The following is an 18,829-nucleotide window of genomic DNA, read 5'->3' as shown; positions in this document are numbered from 1 at the left end:
AAAAAAGCCTTTTACAATAAGGCTTTTTTCTACATACTATTATTTATTTTAACTGTAAAGTATTTAATATGTTCCCCGCCAAATGCTCCCGTAAAGTACAACCTGTATACTCTTCCCTAAATACACCCGCCTTCACAAATAAAGGAATGACTTCACTAAAGAATAGATCTAGTGACTTTGGAGGTCCTCCTGGAATAGCAATAAATCCATCTAACGCCCCTGCCTCAAACCTATCCATAATTTGCTTCGCAACGTCTTTTGGTGTACCAACCGCAACCCAATGAGCCGATCCAACAACTTCTGGTCGTTCTAGTATTTGTTCAACTGTTGGTTCATTTTTAATAATGAAGTTCCGTAATAACTCGGCATGAGTTTTACTACGTACAGTTTGATCCCGACTTGGCAGCATCTCTTCCGTAATTTTACTTTCTAGCGGAATCCCTCTCGCATCTAATCCGAGAACCATTTCAAGTAACGTATATCTCTTCTCTTTTGTGAGATGTTGATGAGCTTGCCTATGCATTTCTAACGCTTCTTCATATGTATCACCTATAAAGAAATATAATCCAGGTAATACACGTATAGCATCTTGCTTGCGGCCATGCTGTTCTGCTCTTCTTCTTAAATCTTGACGAAGTTCAATTCCTGACTCTATATCAGGCGTTGCGGCAAAAATTGCATCAGCAACAGAAGCAGCAAAATTCCGACCAGACTCTGAAGCACCGGCTTGAAATAATGGCATTTCTCCTGATATATGCTGCGGAATATTAAGTGGACCTTTTACCTTAAAGTACTCACCATTATGCTCAATAGGCTTTACCATCTCTCTAATAACATCAGGATTATCTACTTTCAATACTTCATTAGGGTGACTCCTCCAAAGTTTTCTTACTAACTCTGTACATTCTGCCGCTTTCGCGTATCGTTCCTCAGATGATGGCATCCCTTCCTCACCAAAGTTTTCAGCACCGTCAATGGATGTAACAATATTCCACCCTACTCGGCCGTTACTAATCCAGTGTAACGATTGTAATTGCCTTGCTAATATATATGGTGGATAAAACGAAGTTGAAGCAGTTGTAACGACTCCAATTTTTTCTGTCGCATAAGCAATAGCAGTAAACAGTAACGTCGGGTCTAAAATGACACTCCCTTTATTACGAGCAATTAAATCTGGGTGCGCCACTAAATAATCGGCTTTAAAAACAAAATCTAACTTAGCCTTTTCTGCCTGTAGTGCCAACTCTACTTGTTCATCAATTCCGGAATTAAACTCATTCCCATCTTCTTTCTTTCTAGAAATTAAACATAATCCAATGCAAAGTTGATTCTTTGTAGACATATATACACCATCCCCTTGTTTTTAATTCACTTAGTTAAACAAATATTGCTGTCATTATGAAAATAGATAAAATGATATTGATAATCATTATCATTTTATGATGTAACTGTAATAAAAGCAATAACAAAAAAGACTCCCACTTTTGGAAGTCCTTTATCTCAATATTTCATTCGCTTCTTTTTCATAAATTTTATCAAATGACGTCATAACGCGCTGTGATGCTTGAATCATCTTTTGATCCGTCATAAGATCGGCCATCTCTTTCGTCATATCTACATTTGAATTTTCTAGCATATGATTTTTTACTATTCCTGTTCCGTTCGGTAAATTAGCAATGTTTCCTTCTGCTAGTGTAAAGCTTTTATTTTCACGTTGTACGAGACGAGCATTCGTTTCTGCATCTACTGTTTTTGTTTGCAAACGAGCAATATTATTTTGTGTTACTTCATCATATAATGTACCGTCTGCTTGTACAGCAACCTTTGCTCCTTCCGGAATACGAATACGCTCATTATTGACATCCATAACATAAGCACCTGAAGATGTTTGTAAATAACGATCACTATTTAATGTGAAACTACCATCTCTCGTTAAAAACGTTTCATCATTTTTAGAAGTAACAAAAAATGATGCTGTGCCGGCCGCGCCGTCATCTAAAAAGAAATCTGTAGCACTATTTGTCATTTGTATGTTTCCTTGTACTAAATTCACGTGTGTTGCGGCTGGTACTACAGCGTAATCGACCGAACCTATATTTGTTACTGCCCCATCTCCGCGGCGATATGTGTCTTGTACATCAAATACTTTAGACGTCATATTTTCTGCTTTAAATCCTGTCGTTTGAGCATTTGCAACGTTATTCGAATGAACATTAATTCGCTGCATGTAGTTCATCATACCCATAGAACCTATATAAAGACCGTTCATATTCGTTTGAATAAGGCAAGCGCCTTATTCTTCACCTCTTTTCTACGATGTTTGTAACATTTGTTTCGCTAAATGTTCAGCTGTAGCGATATGTATATTTTTCCTTATGTCTTGGCCGTCTGTCATTAATACAATAGGAGCTGATGATACTGCTGGAATTTTCAACAATTCACCACTACTTGCTGTTTCATCAAATTTTGTAAACACAATACCATCTATATGAATATCTTTAAAGTTTGTAATGATTTCAATCATATCTTTACTTTTCATCGAAGCTGATAACGTTAAACAAATATAATCTGGTTCTACTTGTCCCATCGTTTCAATCATTTCTTCTACTGTTTCTGACGTACGATAATTTTTTCCGGCTGTATCAATTAAAATATAATCGACGCGCGCTTCTTCTTTAAAATACGTAAGCGCTCTTGTCATTGCAGCTTCATCACGCACAGCAATTACTTCCGATCCAATTGTCTTTACGTTATCTTGCAATTGCTGCACTGTCCCTATGCGCGAATGATCTGTCGTTATAAAACCAACTGTTTTTTTCTTACCGTGAAATTGCCATGCCATTTTCGCAAGCGTCGTCGTTTTACCAACACCAGTTGGACCGATTAATGCAATTGTTTGTACTTCTTTTTCAAAGACGTTTTCCGTATTGAAATGAGATTTCATATCTTCCAATATGTACCTAATAACTTCTTCTTCCGTAATCATCGTTGCATTTTCAAACTTTATTTTTAACTTTTCAGCATATGCATAAATGAAATATTGTTCCACATCGTTTTGTTCTAGCATCCGAATTACCTTTTGAATAATAAACGGTACAGATTCTTGACTTTCTTTCTTTGGAACTACTTCTTCTTTCTTTACCGGAACGACTTGTTTCACAACTTTTTTCTTTTTCGGTACTTCCGTTTCTTTCGTCTGTTTCACCACGACAATTCCTTTTTCAAACAGCTTTAATAGTTTTTCTTTTTTTCTTGCCCATTCTTCACTATTTCCTGTTTGCATTGCCGCGTATGACATAGAAGTCGTTACGTTTTCTAAATTGTGCAGTACTGATTGAATTCCATTCGCCTTCACAATTTGTTCTGAAGGATCATTCACAACATCCATTAACTGTTCATGAAATTGAGCTGTACCTTCATTCACTTCTTCCTGTTTTTCTTCTGGAAAAGCGACTAACATTTCATAATCCTTTTTCCAAAAAAACGGTATATTTCGTTTTACACTTTCATCGACAACGTAATAATAATCTGTACCATATTGGTCAAATAACTTTCGATACAATTCATTTTTCGAAGCTGCTTTTATTCGCATTAACGCTTCTTTCTTTTCTGTACTTTCCATTACTTCACCCCCTACTATTCAATATAGGCAATTTGATCCACAACAATTTCTGGTGCTAATTCGCTAATACAAAGTACTTGTGCTTCTACTTGATAACGTTCTAGCAGTCTTACAATTGCAAATCTAAAATCTTTTCTACGTGTTAATAACACTGGTTCTCTTCCCATTAAACGTGCTTGCTTAAAGACGCGCTGCACTTGCTCAACGACACGTGTTTCTAAATCTAAATCCCAGTTTAACAAGTAACCTTGATATGAATTATTCACAACATCCGCATCTAACTCAATTGAATCAGAGAAGAGCGCTGCATAAATTTTTCCGTCCGGATTTTTCGCATTTTCACAAATAACTTTTGAAATACATTCACGAACAAATGATGTCACACCATCAACGTGATTTTGATACACTTCTTTTCCGTCAATAATACCTTCAATAATTGTTGGTAAATCACGAATAGAAATACCTTCTTTTAGAAGTTGTTTAATAACATTTTGAACGAGTGATAAATCAATTTCTTTCTTCTTAATCTCTTCTAATAGAACGCCATTATCATTTTCAAGCGAGTTAATTAAGTCTTTTACATGTTGGCGCTGAATTAATTCATGCAGATTACGCCTTACGACAACATCTAAATGTGTAATTAATATGCTAAGTGGCTCTAACACTTGATAGCCTTTCATTTGTGCATCTTGCACCATATGCTCTAAAATCCAATATCCATCTTCGCCGAAAATTGGATCTTTCGCTGGTTCTGCATCTAAGTCAGCCATTACGTTCGGTGTTTTTAGTGCTAATAAATAACCTGATTTTAAAACACCTTCAGCCGCCTTCGCACCTTTAATACGAATAATGTAACGACCACGTGGTCTAAAGCTCGTATTATCTTTAAAGTTAATTCCAGGAACGTTAATACCAAGGTCAGTAATAATCGACTTCCGCATAAGAACAACTTTATCACGAGCTGTTTCCCCGTTAATTTTCTGCTTTACAAGTGCTGCTAAATCTAAACCGAGTTCTACAATAATCGGATATTTATCCGTAAATACTCCGAATGAATCTTCCACTTGTTGCAGTTGCTCATCTTCGCCTTGAATCATTTCTAATTCTTTTTGAAGCTCGTCTTCTTTTTCTTTCTTTATTCGATTTTTATTACGAATGCCTAAGAAGATAATCGTTCCACCAACGAGTGCGAATGGTAAAAACGGTAGCGGAGTAAAAATACCCATTGCAATAAATAAACCACCAAGTGCATATACAACGACTTCATGTGCTAATAACTCTTTAAAGATACCTTCTGTTACTGTATCCGGTGAGCCGTCAAATACACGCGTTACGATAATACCTGTTGAAATTGCAAGCATTAACGAACCGATTTGGTTTACGATTCCGTCACCGACAGTTAACTGTGTATAATGAAGAGCTGCATCTGCAAAGCTCATTCCTTGCTGCATCATTCCGACAATTAAACCGAAAATAATGTTTACGAATAAAATGACAATCCCGAAAATAACGTCCCCTTTAATGAACTTCCCGGCACCATCCATCGCTCCGTAAAACTCTGTTTCCATATTTAATTTTTTACGTTTTGTCTGTGCATCTTTTTCTGAAATAATACGCTGGTTTAAATCAGCATCGATAGACATTTGTTTCCCTGGTAAAGAATCAAGTGTAAAACGAGCTGCTACTTCAGCTGTACGAGATGCACCGTTTGCAACGATAAACTGGAATATGATTAATACTGTAAAAATAACGATACCAATTAATAAGTTTCCGCCAATTACGAACTGGCCGAACTCTTCAATAACATGACCGGCATTTCCGTCTGTCAAAATCGCTCGCGTCGTCGAAACGTTAATCGATACGCGGAAAATCCCGATTAATAACAACATCGTCGGAAATGACTTTAATTCATCCCACTCGTTAATACTTGTCGCTCGCATATAAATAAGTACTGACATACTTAGTAGAAAAACGATAATGATATCAAGTATAAATGGTGGAAGTGGAATTAAGAGCGCCACTACGAATGACGCTGCTAAAAAGATAGAAAAATAGGTTCTTGCAGAATCTATCTTAAACAAAGAGATCTCCTCCAAACGCGCTATTATACTTCAAGTTCATTCGTCTGAATTAAATAGCGCATAACTTCAATTACAGCTACGTATAAATCTTCAGGAATCGTCTCATCTTCCTCGACTTGATAATATAAAGAACGAGCAAGCGGACGGTTTTCCACCATTGGTATTTCTTGTTCACGGGCAAGTGTTCGTATATATAATGCGAGCTCATCTTCCCCTTTTGCAACGACAATAGGCGCCGCATCAACTTGTTTATTGTACCGAAGCACCACTGAAATATGCGTCGGGTTGTTCACAATAAACGTTGCACCATCCATCTTCTTCGCGATTGTCCCTTGCAAGATCGCATGCATAAAGTTTTTTCGTTTCCCCTTTACTTGCGGGTCCCCTTCATTATCTTTATGCTCTTGTTTCACTTCTTCTTTTTTCATCTTAATATCTTGTTCGTACTCCCATTTTTGATAAATGAAATCAATAATAGAAAGAACGATTAAAATAATTAAAATGGCTAAAAAGATAAATTTAATTTGGCTAATAATTTCAGTAAGTGACGCTGTCCAGTTAAATCCAATCATACTGACGATTTTCTCTAAATTCTTTTTAAAGAGAACGTACGAAACGTAACCGATTAATCCCATATAAAACAGTGATTTCAAAATATCTACTAAACTTTTACGACTAAACAATCTCGTAAAATAGTTTTTCGGATTAATACGTGACGCTTTCGGTTTAATGACTTTAGAAGAAAATAGGAAGCCGACTTGAATCATATAATTGAATAAATGAAAAGCATATACGAGTATTAATATCGGAGCCGATACTTTCAGTAATAAAATCCCCATTAAATAAAAATACTCGGTTGAATCTGTATTTTTTCCAATTTGATCAAACAGCACCGCTACGGAATTCGCAATCTCAAACCCTAGCCAATCTCCGAAAAAGTAAACGACAACTGCTAATACGAGAATGGAAAATAAATTATTTAAATCTTTACTTCGGGCAATATTCCCTTCTTCACGCGATTTTTTACGCTTCTGCGGGGTGGCCTTTTCTGTTTTATTATCCTTTGCCATGCGCGTCCCCCTACTTCGTTAAGAAAAAGTTAAATAGTTTCGTATACTCTTCAAGTAATACATCCGTCATATTTTTAAACACATAACCGAGCATCGGTACACTCATCGCAATAAACAAAATACCACATGTAATTTTAATTACGTATGCATTCATAAAAACGTTTAATTGTGGAGCATTTTTTGCAATTAAAATAAGAACAAAGTTAATGATGAATAAACTTCCCATAAGCGGCAGAGCAATTTCAACCGCTGATGTGATCGCAAATAATAACGTTGCGAGTAGACTATCTAAAAAACTAGTCGTCAACAATTTTGAAATCGCCTCTGTATATTGAAACGACTTTAAAATCGTGGCAACGAAATAGTTAATGCCGCCAAGTGAAATAAAAATAATGAGAAAAAATATATCAAAAATGGTTGATAGTAAAGTAGACTGTGAGCCCGCATTTACATCAAACAAACTTGCTTGTGATAAACCGATATCAAAGTCTAAAATATGCCCTGCCATTTTCGGAATGTTCCACAGCATCTCTACAATTTTTGAAAGTGATAAACCAATTACAATTTGCGTTGCTGCATAAGCTGCAACGTCCCAAACTGTCTTGATGTGAGAGACATCCACTTGATCGGCCACTGTAATTGAAAGAGCAAGTCCAAATGTAACCTTTGCCATCGGTGGAATGGATCGGCCTGAGAAAAACGGTAAAAAATATAAAAATGAAGTAATGCGACAAAACGCAAAAAACGTCGCCGCCCATAATTCCATATTCATTTCAGTTCACCTATCTTAGTACGAACGCAATAGCGATGGGATTTTATCAAATAAATCTAAAATAAGCATCGTTAACTCTTGGAACATCCACGGACCTAAAATGATAATAACGAGCACAATACTCGCCATTTTCGGTAAAAACGTCAGCGTTTGCTCTTGAATTTGCATCATCGCCATAATAACCGCGATAATAATAACGACAATCAGACTTACAACGGCAATCGGCATTAAAATCATAACCCCTTTATAAAAAAAGGTTTGGAAAATATCTATAATTGGTGACGTATTCATTTATATGACTCCTATCACATAGCATCAAGCGCTTCAGGCGACCGTCTTAAACATAATATCGACAATTTTTGTATATCCACCTAAATATACGAAAACGAGTATTTTAAACGGTAAACTTAAAATCATCGGCGGTACCATCATCATCCCGAGGTACATTAAAAGTGTACTAATAATCAAATCTATAAATACAAACGCTAAATAAATGAACATCCCTGTTAGTAAACCTTTTTGAATTTGCGTTAACGTAAAGGATGGTACGAGTGTAAATAAGGAAAGATCTTTCAAATCTTTCGGCAACTCTTCTCCGCGTACTTTCAGCATCATTTTCAAATCATGCTTATACGTATGCTTTGACATATATTCTTTCATAATAGGAGCTGTCGTTTCCGCAGCTTGACTTACTGTTATTTTCTCTTTCGTCATCGGATCCCACACATCGCTCTTCAGTTGCCCGAGTACAGGCTGCATCGTAAAGAGTGATAAAAATAATGCAAGTCCAACAAGCACTTGGTTTGGTGGTAAATTCATTACCCCAAGTCCTTGACGTGTAATCCCAAGAACGATCATAAAATAAGTAAAATGTGTAAATAATAGAACGATAGAAGAAGATAATGATAAAAGGGTAACGAGCGCAAATAGTTGTACACTTGAATTACTCGTAAACTCTTTTCCATTTTCGAAATTAATAAAACCGTTCGGGGCCGCATACGCTGGATTTACAAAAATAATTGAAAAAACGATAGAAAATACGAAAATAACGGCTAATAATAATAACTGTTTCTTTATTCTCATGATGGATCCTCTACTTTTTTCGTTTCAGTCTTCACCGCGTCTTCTAGTGCTTGTTGAAACTGATTTCCTGTTCCGGTTAATTGCACAGACTGTACACCGTTATTACTAATAACAGTGAACACTTGCTTTCCGTCCACTTCAAATAAAAAGGCACTCGTTTGATGATTTAAATACACGCCGTCTTTTACTTGAATATGGCCATTTTCACCCTGCTTAAAAAACTGCTGTTTGCGCGTCTTTTTTGTCATATAATATGCACCATAACCGAGCGCACCAAACAGTAAAACGACTTGAAATAAGGTCGTCATATACGACATATGACTCCTCCTCTACTCTTTATCTTGCATTTGACTTTGCGCTTTCATAAGCGCCGCCTGTTTCTTGTCAGCTTCAATTTCAGAAATGATAATACCGAATTTCTCGTCCATTACGATTGCTTCACCGATGCCGACTTTCATATTACTTAAATACACATCTACTTTATGTCCTAAGTTTTTCTCTACTTCCAGAACATCGCCAACTTTTAACTGCTTTACATCACCAAGTGTAATAGATGACTTTCCAAGCTTTACACCAAGTTCAATCGAAATATCTGAAACAGTATCAATATGTGCTTTACCTGCTTCATTCCGCTTTCCTGCAAAATCTTCTAATCCCATTAATGACACGGGAGATACTTCATGCTTCATATGGATCCTCCTACTCTACAAAACTTTTAAATAGGAGCGCCTTACGCGTTCCATCTTTTCCAATAAAACAATTAAATTTATGCTTTCCATCTACATAACCAAGTAATTCATCCGAAACTTTCGTATGAAGCGGAATAATATCGCCTTCTTCAATTTGTTCAATCTCACTCATTGTCATTTTCTGCTCACCAATTGCAACGTGAACAGGTTTGTACACTTGATTTACTTTCACTTCCACTTCAGACGTATACTTCCTACGTTTGTCCGAAGAATGTTCGACAATATTTTCAGACGTTAACTTATCCATAATTTCTTCAACAGATAAGAACGGAATCCCGATACGCACCGTCGTATTCCAGAAATCTGTTTTCATATTTACGTTAAGTAATGAAATTATATCGCTCGCTGTCGTAATCTTTAATGCATTCGGATCTGTTTCCGTCGTTACAAATTTTGGTTCAATCGCAACAACACTTTCAAATGATTGCTCTAAATTTTTACAAAGAAGCAAGAATATATTATCAAGCGTTAAAAACTCAAACGCTGTTAACGGTCTGCGCATCGTAAAGTTACGCTTACTATCTCCGCCAAGCCAACATTCATGAATATAAATAACGAATGCTAAATCAATCTCAATAACAATTTCTCCAAGCTCTGGTAAACCGAGATCAATCACGCAATATAAATAATAATCTTTCGGCATTTTCTCCACATACTCACTCGTAAATGGAACTTGCTCAACTGTTGAAGGCTCTAGTTCAATTGGAATACGCATGCGCGCTGATAACGTCTGTGACGTCTGTTTTCCAAACGTAGAAGCAATCGCTTGCAAACTACGTAAATGCTCAACACCGAACTTCTCTGGTCTATTAAAATCATACTCTTGAAATTTCTCTTGCTTTCCTGCTTCTTGTGCGAAAGCTGGCATTTCCTCGCCTTCATTTACCGCCTTCAGCAGGGCATCAATTTGCTCTTGGCTTAATTTTTCGCCACTCATGACAATCCCCTTCCCTACCTTTTCAATTCAACGATTTCAACGTACATCTTCCCATTCTTCGTCAAAATCTTTCCGGTTCCAATCTCTTCATTCTCAAGCATAAGACGCACCGTATTTTTCGTTGAATTTTCAAGACGATACAATGTACCTTTCGTAATATGAAGCAGATCTTCAATTTTCTTTTTCGTATTTCCGATTTCAAAATAAATTGTTAACGGAATATCATCTTGTAATTTCAAATCTAGCCAACTCCCATATCATGTTCACGAAAATTTCATGTTCTCTCTATATGAAACTTCTTATTTTGAAACGTCGATATTTAATATTTTTTTAATATATCCTTGCGTTTCTTTAAATGGCGGTACGCCTCCGTACTTTCTCACATTGCCAGGACCAGCATTATAAGAAGCAAGTGCCAATACTAAGTCGCCGTTATTTTTCTTTAAATAACCGCTTAACTCTTTCACGCCACCTTCAATACTTTCAGCTGGTGAAAAGGGATTCTTCACACCCATCTCCTTCACATTCGCTGGCATAAGCTGCATAAGTCCCATCGCACCTGCGTGTGACACCGTTTTCGGATTAAAATTAGACTCTACTTCAATCATTTTTTGAATTAACGTTTTTGGAATTCCATATGTACGACTTACACGATCAATAATATCCTCATACTTCCCTTCATTAGAAGAACGTATTTTTTGAATATTATACTTCTTCGTTAATTCCCACGTATCAGCAGCCTCATTTTTCGTTTCTGGGAAACGTCGTTCAAACTCTTTTTGCGCAACTTGCACTTCATCTGCTTTCTTCGTTTCAGCCTTTTCTTCAGGCTTACTCGCTTCCTCTACTTTATTAATAGTTTCTACCGGCTTATTAACAACCGCTTCTATTTTCGTAGATTGTACCGGCTGACTCATATCTTCTATGTTTGCCGGCTGCGTAGTAGCCTTCGTCTCCTTCGCAGGCTCACTCTGCAACTTCTCTTGAAAACGACTACTAACGAATGCTTGTGGACTACTTAGCTTTTGCTGAATTTGCCCTTTCTTATATGCAAGCACTTCTTTTACTATATTTCCAACTATCATAATATCACCTTTTCGGTAAACAAAGATAATCTAATATTAGAGTTTTTTTTTAAAGTTTGCAATAATCCTTTTAATAATTATGTAATAAAAAAATGAATATATTGTTAAACTGTTATTTTTTTATATTTATTAATTCGAATTTTTAGTTGACACCCGTTGTGGCAAGGATTACAATAAATCTCGAAATTGATTTTTTCGCATATTACCGTTTTTCAATTTGCAGAAAAGTCAATATAAAAAAATGGGGGTTTCTTAACATGAGAATTAATACAAACATTAACAGCATGCGTACTCAAGAGTACATGCGCCAAAACCAAGCAAAAATGAGCAACGCTATGGACCGTTTATCAAGCGGTAAACGTATCAACAACGCTTCTGACGATGCAGCAGGTCTTGCAATCGCAACTCGTATGCGTGCTCGTGAAAGCGGATTAGGTGTTGCAGCTAACAACACACAAGACGGTATGTCTTTAATCCGTACAGCTGACTCAGCAATGAACTCAGTATCTAACATCTTACTTCGTATGCGTGACCTTGCTAACCAATCTGCGAATGGTACGAATACTGATGGAAACCAAGCAGCACTAGACAAAGAATTTACTGCATTAAAAGATCAAATTGACTACATTTCTAAAAATACTGAATTCAACGATCAAAAATTACTAGATGGTTCTAAAGAATCTATCGCAATTCAAACATTAGATGATGCTGATACTGGAAAACAAATTAATATCAAATTATCAGATGTTTCTACTAACGAATTAAAACTTAATAATTTACAAATTAACGGAAAAACTGAAAAAACACTTGCTGATTTAGACCGTACAGGTGCAAATACTGCTAAAGGAAACCTAACTGGATTGGCAGACGATGCAACAGATGCCGAAACTAAAGTAGGAGAATTTAAAAAAGCATTTGAAAAAGTAAAAGATTTCATGTCAAGTGATGACGTTAAGGCTATTAACGAAAAAATTACAACTTTTGAAAACGACAAAACTGTAGACAATGCTAAAGCAATTGGAGCTGCATTCACAGCACCTGCTGCTGGTGCAAAACTTGAAACTTCAAATGCATCTAGTGCAATTGCAGCAATTGACGCTGCCCTTACAAAAGTTGCTGACAACCGTGCAACTCTAGGTGCTACATTAAACCGTCTAGACTTTAACGTAAACAACCTTAAGAGCCAATCTTCTTCTATGGCTTCAGCTGCTTCTCAAATCGAAGACGCTGACATGGCGAAAGAAATGTCTGAAATGACTAAGTTCAAAATCTTGAACGAAGCTGGTATCAGCATGCTTTCTCAAGCAAACCAAACTCCACAAATGGTTTCTAAATTATTACAATAAGCCATTTGAGTTAGTTTCTTGAATAAACCTCTCTGCTTGCGGAGAGGTTTATTTTTTCTATATAGATAGATGATTTATAAAACCTTCTTTTTTATGTGAAAGAAAGCATCTGCGGTGCATAGAAGCGGTCAGTGCTTATCTTGATCCCCTCTTATGTTAAAACACAAACAGTAAATAAGCATAAGCCCCTCTATCCTTCCATAACTGTTTATTAGATTAAAAGATACTAACTATATCAATCTATAAGGGGTGTCTATTATGCGTATTGGTACGTATGTTTTGAGTATGAATGCTAGGCAGTCATTGTATGCGAATGAGAAGCGTATGAATGTTGCGATGGAGTATTTGGCGACTGGTAAGAAGTTGAATAACTCTTCGGATAATCCCGCTAATATTGCAATTGTGACTCGTATGCGTGTGGCGATTCGTAATAATGAGGATGCGATATCAATGCTTCGTACAGCGGAATCTGCACTTCAAACTGTGACGAATATTTTGCAGCACATGCGTGATTTAGCCATTCAATCTGCGAACGGTACAAATTCAAATGAAAACCGTGATTCACTGAATACAGAGTTTCAATCTTTAACAGAAAAAATTGGCTATATTGGCGAGACGACTGAGTTTAATGATTTATCCGTATTTGACGTTCAAAACCGCCCTATTACATTAGACGATATCGGTCATACAATAAATATGACGAAACATATTCCCCCTTCCCCTACACAACATGACATCAAGATTTCAACAGAACAAGAAGCAAGAGCGGCGATTCTTAAAATTGAAGAGGCTTTACAAAATGTATTACTTCATCGTGCCGACCTTGGTACTATGATAAATCGTTTACAGTTCAATATTGAAAATTTAAATAGCCAAAGTATGGCGTTAACAGATACTGCATCTCAAGTTGAAGATGCAGATATGGCACAGGAGATGAGTGATTTTTTAAAGTTCAAATTGTTAACTGAAGTTTCCCTTAGTATGGTTTCACAAGCGAACCAAATTCCGCAAATGGTTTCTAAACTACTACAATCGTAAAAATTCATCTTCCTTCTTTGGAACGATTCCATACAAAATAAAAGGGAAATACATATAAACTATGTATCTCCCTTTTATTTTGTACCCAAATTTTATTACTGTGTTACGGTCATAACTTGTCCGCTACGATCAACCATAATTTTCATTTTACCGTCTTGTGCATTATATAGCCCTAGTTTATGTAATTCCATTTTACAATCTTGTACGAAAGTTGGTAATTTACGAATTTGATCGATATCAGAACTTGTAATGAAATGAATTAAAAGCTGCGTCATGCCTTTAATATCTTGTACAAGCTCTTCTTTCTCTCGTTTTAGCCTTTCATTTTCTAGTTGTAACGACTGCAATTCACCTTCTAGACTACGTGTATTCTTCGCTTCTCTAGAACGCCCTGCTGCCATGCTAGAAAGCTTATAAATACCTTCCATAAACTGATGTAGTTCGTCTTCTTTTCTTTCACTACACTGATTAATTGTTTCAAAGTTATCAACGATACCAGATATAACTGTTACAAGATTTTTGTCATCCTCTTTATGCTGGATTTCTTCTTTTAATTCGTACTCGTTTTCTTGTTTTCCTGCAACAATTGTCTCTTTTACTGGTATATATTTTCGCTTTCGTCCTGGTTTTTGTTTTTCGATATTTTCAAACGGTATTTCACGTTTTTTCAATTTATAATACGTATTTTGCAATTGACTTTCTGTTTTTTGAAAAAGATTTAGTTCATTTTTACTTACGTATTTTGAAATATTTAAAATGTTTAAACCGTGACGCTGACAAAATTGATACACTTCATACAGTAGCTCTAGTTCAGATTTCAGCCATGTAATTGCTGATTTTTCGTACGCTCGCATCCCGCCATTTTTTTCTATATCTATTTGAAATAATACCATTCTATTATGTAAATCAAGTAATTCTTCATACTTTACTTGGAATTCTTTTTCTATTTTTTTAAATTCCACCTCTAGTTGCACATCGTTCATTTTATTATTTGACATGTTTTGTAAAAGACCTAATACATTAATTGCTGTGTGGTGATACATAATCTGTGCCACTCCCCCTCATCCTTTCACAATTCTCATCTGACTCCCATGTCTTTTAAGAAAATAGCAATTTTTACATATCCATATTATAACAGTTCGAAATTATCTGTCAAATAATAAACATACAAAAATGTATAGAAAGTATAAAAATTTGGAAAATGTTTTTTTATTAATATGTAAAATTGCATATTAATTACATTTAATTATATTATATGGTATTTTGAATATTTTTTCACCGAAAAAATTTGCGTTACCACGAAATGTTACTAAAATAACCCTCGAAAATACGTTTGCTTATATTTTCAAATTAAAAATCTTCATTTGAAGATTTTTTCATACATACAGCGCCAAACATCTTAGAAACCTTTCATTTTTCTGCCAGGTTAGAGTATAGAATACCAAAAAGGAATTAGCCAATGCTACATATGGCTAATTCCTTCCTCTCTTTAACAGAATAGAGTTATAAACCCAGTCTTCAAATCCTCAACCGAAGTCTCGCTTCTTCTAAAACTATCTCGGCGGCTCTCTCGTCCCATTTACCTAAAAAACACTCCATATCTCTAGTCTTACATCGTATGAGTCTCTATTAGGCACTGACCGCTGCCACACATAGCTAGTTCCTCTATTCCAGCTAAAAAAGCTTTTTTCTTACAACACTAACTTATCAACTAAACCAATTAACTCTTGAATATCTGGCTTACTTACTTGAGCATTTGCTCCTACAGCTTCACCTTTATGGAATAATTCATTTGTAATTAATGAAGAGAAAATAATGACTGGTAAACGATTCATTACTTCACTATCCTTAACTACTTTTGTTAAATGATGTCCATCCATTTTTGGCATTTCAATATCCGTAATTAGCAGGTGAATATGTTCAAACATTTTTTCGCCTTGCTCTTTCGCTAATTTTTCAATTTGCGCTAACGCTTCTGCACCATTGCTGAAGAAGTTCATTTTCGTATATCCAGCTGATGATAATGTTTCTTCTAATATTTGACGAAGCATCGCTGAATCTTCTGCAATATAAATTACTTTTTCAGCCCGATCTGTTTTTTGTTCTAACCCTGCAATTGATTTATTGTCATAACCAGTGCCGCTAATTTCACATACAATTTTTTCATAATCTAATAGTAAGATGATTTTGCCATCTAGTTTTACAATACCAGATGTCGTTTCTTCTAGTCCCATAGATAATGAAGCTGGTTCATCAATTTGTTCCCACGAAATACGTTGAATACGATGCACTTCATCAACGCGGAAAATAACTTTCATTTGGTTTAATTCTGAGATGATAAATTTCGTTTGATCAAGTGGCTTTGTTGACTTTAAATTAAGAGCCATTGCCAAGTTAATAACAGGTAAAATTTCACCACGTACTTGAACAACACCTTCAACTGCATGATGAGATTCTGGCACAGTTGTAACAGGGAATGGATTAATGATTTCACGTACTTTCATTACATTAATACTAAATAGGTTTTCACCAACAGTGTACGTAACAATCTCTAATTCATTTGTTCCGCTTTCTAATAAAATACTTTGTGCTTGTGACATAAAGGTGTCGCTCCCCTTCCATTAATTCCGTATATCTAATTATTAAGCTTTATAAAAGCGAAAAAGTCAACTACCTATATAAAAAATATAGATAGTCGAACGATTCATTTTATAAAAAAACAATTAATCTTGTATAAACGAAGCAAGTGCCTCTAATAACACTTCTTGTGCTCCTACAACTTCCGTCGGCATTGCTTCCCATTTTTTCGAAAGCTCGGTCTCTACTCTTATTCTCAACTCAGAATTCATTTCTGCTAGCACATATTCTTTCGTTGCTATATCAACATCAAGTAGCGCAAGTGCATATAATTCCGGGTCATTTATTTTTTCGAATAATCGTTTTAATACCACCGGTGCTATATGTTTTAATTTTTCAATATGAATTTCCTTATCCGAAAATAGTAACTCATATTGAATAAACGTAACATTTTCTTTAATCACTTTAAAATAACAATTATTTTTTTTATCATTTACAAAATAACCGTTTGGATCTGCAATAATACTTTCTACTTTACGAATTAAATCTGGCAAACTATTCGCCGCCATTACAGTCCGCTGCTCAATCTCACTCGGCGAAATGAATGTAACGCGATACTTATTTTGCGCCATCCTCCTCACCTCTCCTTTTATAGAAATTCAGTCTAATTGTATACTACAACTATCTTAAATTAACTTAAAACTATTTTATATTACCACTTCTTACACTACCACACTACTCTAGTAACGCTACATATCTCTGGTCTTACACATCGGTCGGGACTCTATTAGGCACTAACCGCTCCAAAACATCGCCAGGTCCTCTCTCAAAACCTAAAAAGTGCTTTTAAGAACCTTTCAATAACTCTATGTTATTAAACCAAAACGCTATCTGCTGATCCGTAATATTTGGCAACATAACAAAAAACTCACGACACTTCATCTCATCCTTAAACAGTTGATACTTCCAAACGCTATCGCTACCAACACTTATGAAATAAAACTCATGGATACGGCCAATGATTGCTTGTTTTTCGCCAAATGAATACGGAGGCACTTGCTTAATTTCAAATTGATCTGGTAAATATACATGCTCTTCTCGTTCTATTTTTAATACTTGCTCGGCAAGTTCACGTTTATTTTCGAAAAAAGGCAATTGTAAAATTCGCTCTTGTCTTGTCATACGAATAAAAAACCCTTTCTACTCCATTACATTTTTTCTTTACGATATATTATCGAATTAAGTTTACAACTTCATTTAATACTTCATCTGAAACTTTAATCACTTTCGCATTTCCTTGGAATCCGCGTTGGTATAACATTAAGTCAACGAATTCTACAGATAAATCTACATTGGCACCTTCTTGTGCACCACCGCGTACTTTACCCGCACCGTTTTGACCAGATGCACCAAGAGCTAAAATACCTGTTGTATTCGTCGCTGTATAGTTACCATTACCTGTTTTCATTAGTCCGCCTTCGTTCGGGAACATCGCAACAGCTAATTGACCAGCTGATTTCATACTTCCATCAGAATATTTTACCATCACATATCCACCGTCAGCAATGAAGCAATCTTTAACCGTCGCTGCTGCTCTACCATCTACGTCTGTTACTGATAATGTTTTATCTGTTGGATGGTTTGTTAAATGACTTAAGTCTAATTTTATAGAGCCGCCATCAAATGGAATATTGGCTCCTTGCTCTTTCGGATTTGGATTTCCAACAGCATCAAATGTCATATTACCACCTGCACCTGGAACATCCTTAAACTCTGTTTCTTTTTTCGAGTCATTACGCATTTGTACTTTATATGTATAATTATGTTCGCTCGTTTGTTTAAACTCGACACGCATTGTCCATGTATTCCCCGCATTATCATATACAGGTAAATCTTGTGTAATTTGTTTTTCACCAGTTGGAATATTACCTTTAATTGTCCCTTTCGATGTTCGAATACCACCAATTGCTGTTCCCATTGGAATTTGCAACGGTCCTGGAATTCCAGATAAATCAACTTCACCAGTTGCCTCATTCGCAGGGTATGCAAATACATATTGACCTTCAGTATTCGTAATATAGTAATCTGAAGATATCCCAAACGTACCTTTACGAGTAAATTCCATATTTCCGCCTTTTGAATCACCTACAACGAAGAAACCATTACCTTCCATTGCGGCTTGTGTTTTGCCGCCTGTTAACGTAATTGTACCATCACTATAATCCGTAACTGTACCACTCATTTTCACACCATTACCAATACTTTTCGGATTTGTTCCTGCGTATTTACCGTCACCTTTTGCACCAATCGAATTGTTATATAGTAAATCATCAAACATTGCTTTTTGTTTTTTATAACCTACTGTTTGTGCATTGGCAATATTATTTGAAGTTACACTTAATGCATTTTGTGTTGCATTCATCCCTGTAATACTTGTATATAACGCTTTAATCATAACGTATGGACACT

General features: G+C 35.7%; 19 protein-coding genes and 1 pseudogene. 2 read left to right on the top strand and 18 right to left on the bottom strand.

Annotated elements, in window-relative coordinates; translation table 11 throughout:
- Window positions 1-43: 43 nt before the first annotated feature.
- From N2V79_RS08620 to N2V79_RS08560, 13 genes and pseudogenes are all read right to left on the bottom strand, one after another.
- Complete coding sequence (locus tag N2V79_RS08620) at window positions 44-1,342, bottom strand: NtaA/DmoA family FMN-dependent monooxygenase (protein ID WP_098834543.1); 1,299 nt, start codon at window positions 1,340-1,342, stop codon at window positions 44-46.
- A 153-nt stretch (window positions 1,343-1,495) separates the two neighbouring features.
- On the bottom strand, window positions 1,496-2,269 hold the full coding sequence (locus N2V79_RS08615) for a flagellar basal-body rod protein FlgG (RefSeq protein WP_078401710.1): 774 nt from the start codon (window positions 2,267-2,269) through the stop codon (window positions 1,496-1,498).
- A 42-nt stretch (window positions 2,270-2,311) separates the two neighbouring features.
- Window positions 2,312-3,622, bottom strand: coding sequence for a flagellar biosynthesis protein FlhF (gene flhF / locus N2V79_RS08610; RefSeq protein ID WP_097961848.1), 1,311 nt, complete (start codon window positions 3,620-3,622; stop codon window positions 2,312-2,314).
- Window positions 3,623-3,636: 14 nt separating this feature from the next.
- The gene (gene flhA / locus N2V79_RS08605; protein WP_340719777.1) at window positions 3,637-5,703 is read right to left on the bottom strand and encodes a flagellar biosynthesis protein FlhA; all 2,067 of its coding nucleotides are present in this window, start codon (window positions 5,701-5,703) and stop codon (window positions 3,637-3,639) included.
- Window positions 5,704-5,726: 23 nt separating this feature from the next.
- Complete coding sequence (gene flhB / locus N2V79_RS08600) at window positions 5,727-6,773, bottom strand: flagellar type III secretion system protein FlhB (RefSeq protein ID WP_340719776.1); 1,047 nt, start codon at window positions 6,771-6,773, stop codon at window positions 5,727-5,729.
- Window positions 6,774-6,783: 10 nt separating this feature from the next.
- Window positions 6,784-7,545: a flagellar biosynthetic protein FliR gene (locus tag N2V79_RS08595; protein ID WP_340719775.1), complete on the bottom strand. Its 762-nt coding sequence runs from the start codon at window positions 7,543-7,545 to the stop codon at window positions 6,784-6,786.
- A 15-nt stretch (window positions 7,546-7,560) separates the two neighbouring features.
- Window positions 7,561-7,836 carry a flagellar biosynthetic protein FliQ gene (locus N2V79_RS08590; protein WP_001098080.1) on the bottom strand — a complete coding sequence of 92 codons (276 nt, stop codon included), beginning with the start codon at window positions 7,834-7,836 and terminating at the stop codon, window positions 7,561-7,563.
- A gap of 33 nt (window positions 7,837-7,869) precedes the next feature.
- On the bottom strand, window positions 7,870-8,628 hold the full coding sequence (locus N2V79_RS08585) for a flagellar type III secretion system pore protein FliP (protein WP_065228575.1): 759 nt from the start codon (window positions 8,626-8,628) through the stop codon (window positions 7,870-7,872).
- Window positions 8,625-8,945: a hypothetical protein gene (locus tag N2V79_RS08580; RefSeq protein ID WP_000121178.1), complete on the bottom strand. Its 321-nt coding sequence runs from the start codon at window positions 8,943-8,945 to the stop codon at window positions 8,625-8,627. The genes N2V79_RS08585 and N2V79_RS08580 overlap by 4 nt, the downstream gene beginning before the upstream one ends.
- Window positions 8,946-8,957: 12 nt before the next feature.
- Window positions 8,958-9,317, bottom strand: coding sequence for a flagellar motor switch protein FliN (gene fliN, locus N2V79_RS08575; protein ID WP_000680010.1), 360 nt, complete (start codon window positions 9,315-9,317; stop codon window positions 8,958-8,960).
- Window positions 9,318-9,327: 10 nt separating this feature from the next.
- Window positions 9,328-10,314, bottom strand: a complete 987-nt coding sequence (gene fliM, locus N2V79_RS08570; protein ID WP_000012361.1) for a flagellar motor switch protein FliM — start codon at window positions 10,312-10,314, stop codon at window positions 9,328-9,330.
- 14 nt (window positions 10,315-10,328) lie between these two features.
- Window positions 10,329-10,553: a flagellar motor switch protein FliN gene (locus tag N2V79_RS08565; RefSeq protein WP_000775712.1), complete on the bottom strand. Its 225-nt coding sequence runs from the start codon at window positions 10,551-10,553 to the stop codon at window positions 10,329-10,331.
- A gap of 81 nt (window positions 10,554-10,634) precedes the next feature.
- A pseudogene (locus tag N2V79_RS08560) lies at window positions 10,635-11,231 on the bottom strand (lytic transglycosylase domain-containing protein); the annotation flags it as partial.
- Between the two features lie 425 nt (window positions 11,232-11,656).
- On the opposite strand from N2V79_RS08560, the gene N2V79_RS08555 reads away from it, so the two are divergent.
- Complete coding sequence (locus N2V79_RS08555) at window positions 11,657-12,745, top strand: flagellin N-terminal helical domain-containing protein (RefSeq protein ID WP_098447243.1); 1,089 nt, start codon at window positions 11,657-11,659, stop codon at window positions 12,743-12,745.
- Window positions 12,746-13,003: 258 nt separating this feature from the next.
- A complete protein-coding gene (locus tag N2V79_RS08550) occupies window positions 13,004-13,783 on the top strand; it encodes a flagellin N-terminal helical domain-containing protein (RefSeq protein WP_340719774.1) in 780 nt (259 codons plus the stop codon).
- A 95-nt stretch (window positions 13,784-13,878) separates the two neighbouring features.
- Here the strand turns inward: N2V79_RS08550 and N2V79_RS08545 are convergent, their stop codons facing one another.
- From N2V79_RS08545 to N2V79_RS08525, 5 genes are all read right to left on the bottom strand, one after another.
- The gene (locus tag N2V79_RS08545; RefSeq protein WP_065228572.1) at window positions 13,879-14,826 is read right to left on the bottom strand and encodes a DNA-binding domain-containing protein; all 948 of its coding nucleotides are present in this window, start codon (window positions 14,824-14,826) and stop codon (window positions 13,879-13,881) included.
- A gap of 648 nt (window positions 14,827-15,474) precedes the next feature.
- Window positions 15,475-16,383 carry a chemotaxis protein gene (locus N2V79_RS08540; RefSeq protein WP_000075943.1) on the bottom strand — a complete coding sequence of 303 codons (909 nt, stop codon included), beginning with the start codon at window positions 16,381-16,383 and terminating at the stop codon, window positions 15,475-15,477.
- Between the two features lie 123 nt (window positions 16,384-16,506).
- Complete coding sequence (locus N2V79_RS08535; protein ID WP_063546972.1) at window positions 16,507-16,992, bottom strand: hypothetical protein; 486 nt, start codon at window positions 16,990-16,992, stop codon at window positions 16,507-16,509.
- Between the two features lie 214 nt (window positions 16,993-17,206).
- The gene (locus N2V79_RS08530; RefSeq protein ID WP_000198166.1) at window positions 17,207-17,542 is read right to left on the bottom strand and encodes a DUF3964 family protein; all 336 of its coding nucleotides are present in this window, start codon (window positions 17,540-17,542) and stop codon (window positions 17,207-17,209) included.
- 49 nt (window positions 17,543-17,591) lie between these two features.
- On the bottom strand, window positions 17,592-18,815 hold the full coding sequence (locus N2V79_RS08525) for a flagellar hook protein FlgE (RefSeq protein ID WP_000588320.1): 1,224 nt from the start codon (window positions 18,813-18,815) through the stop codon (window positions 17,592-17,594).
- Between the last annotated feature and the right edge of the window lie 14 nt (window positions 18,816-18,829).

Origin of the sequence: Bacillus sp. CH_70, assembly GCF_038007045.1 — a bacterium.
GTDB lineage: Bacteria > Bacillota > Bacilli > Bacillales > Bacillaceae_G > Bacillus_A > Bacillus_A cereus.
The sequence above is the reverse complement of the archived record's forward strand: the minus strand, read 5'-3'. Positions and strand labels throughout refer to the sequence as shown.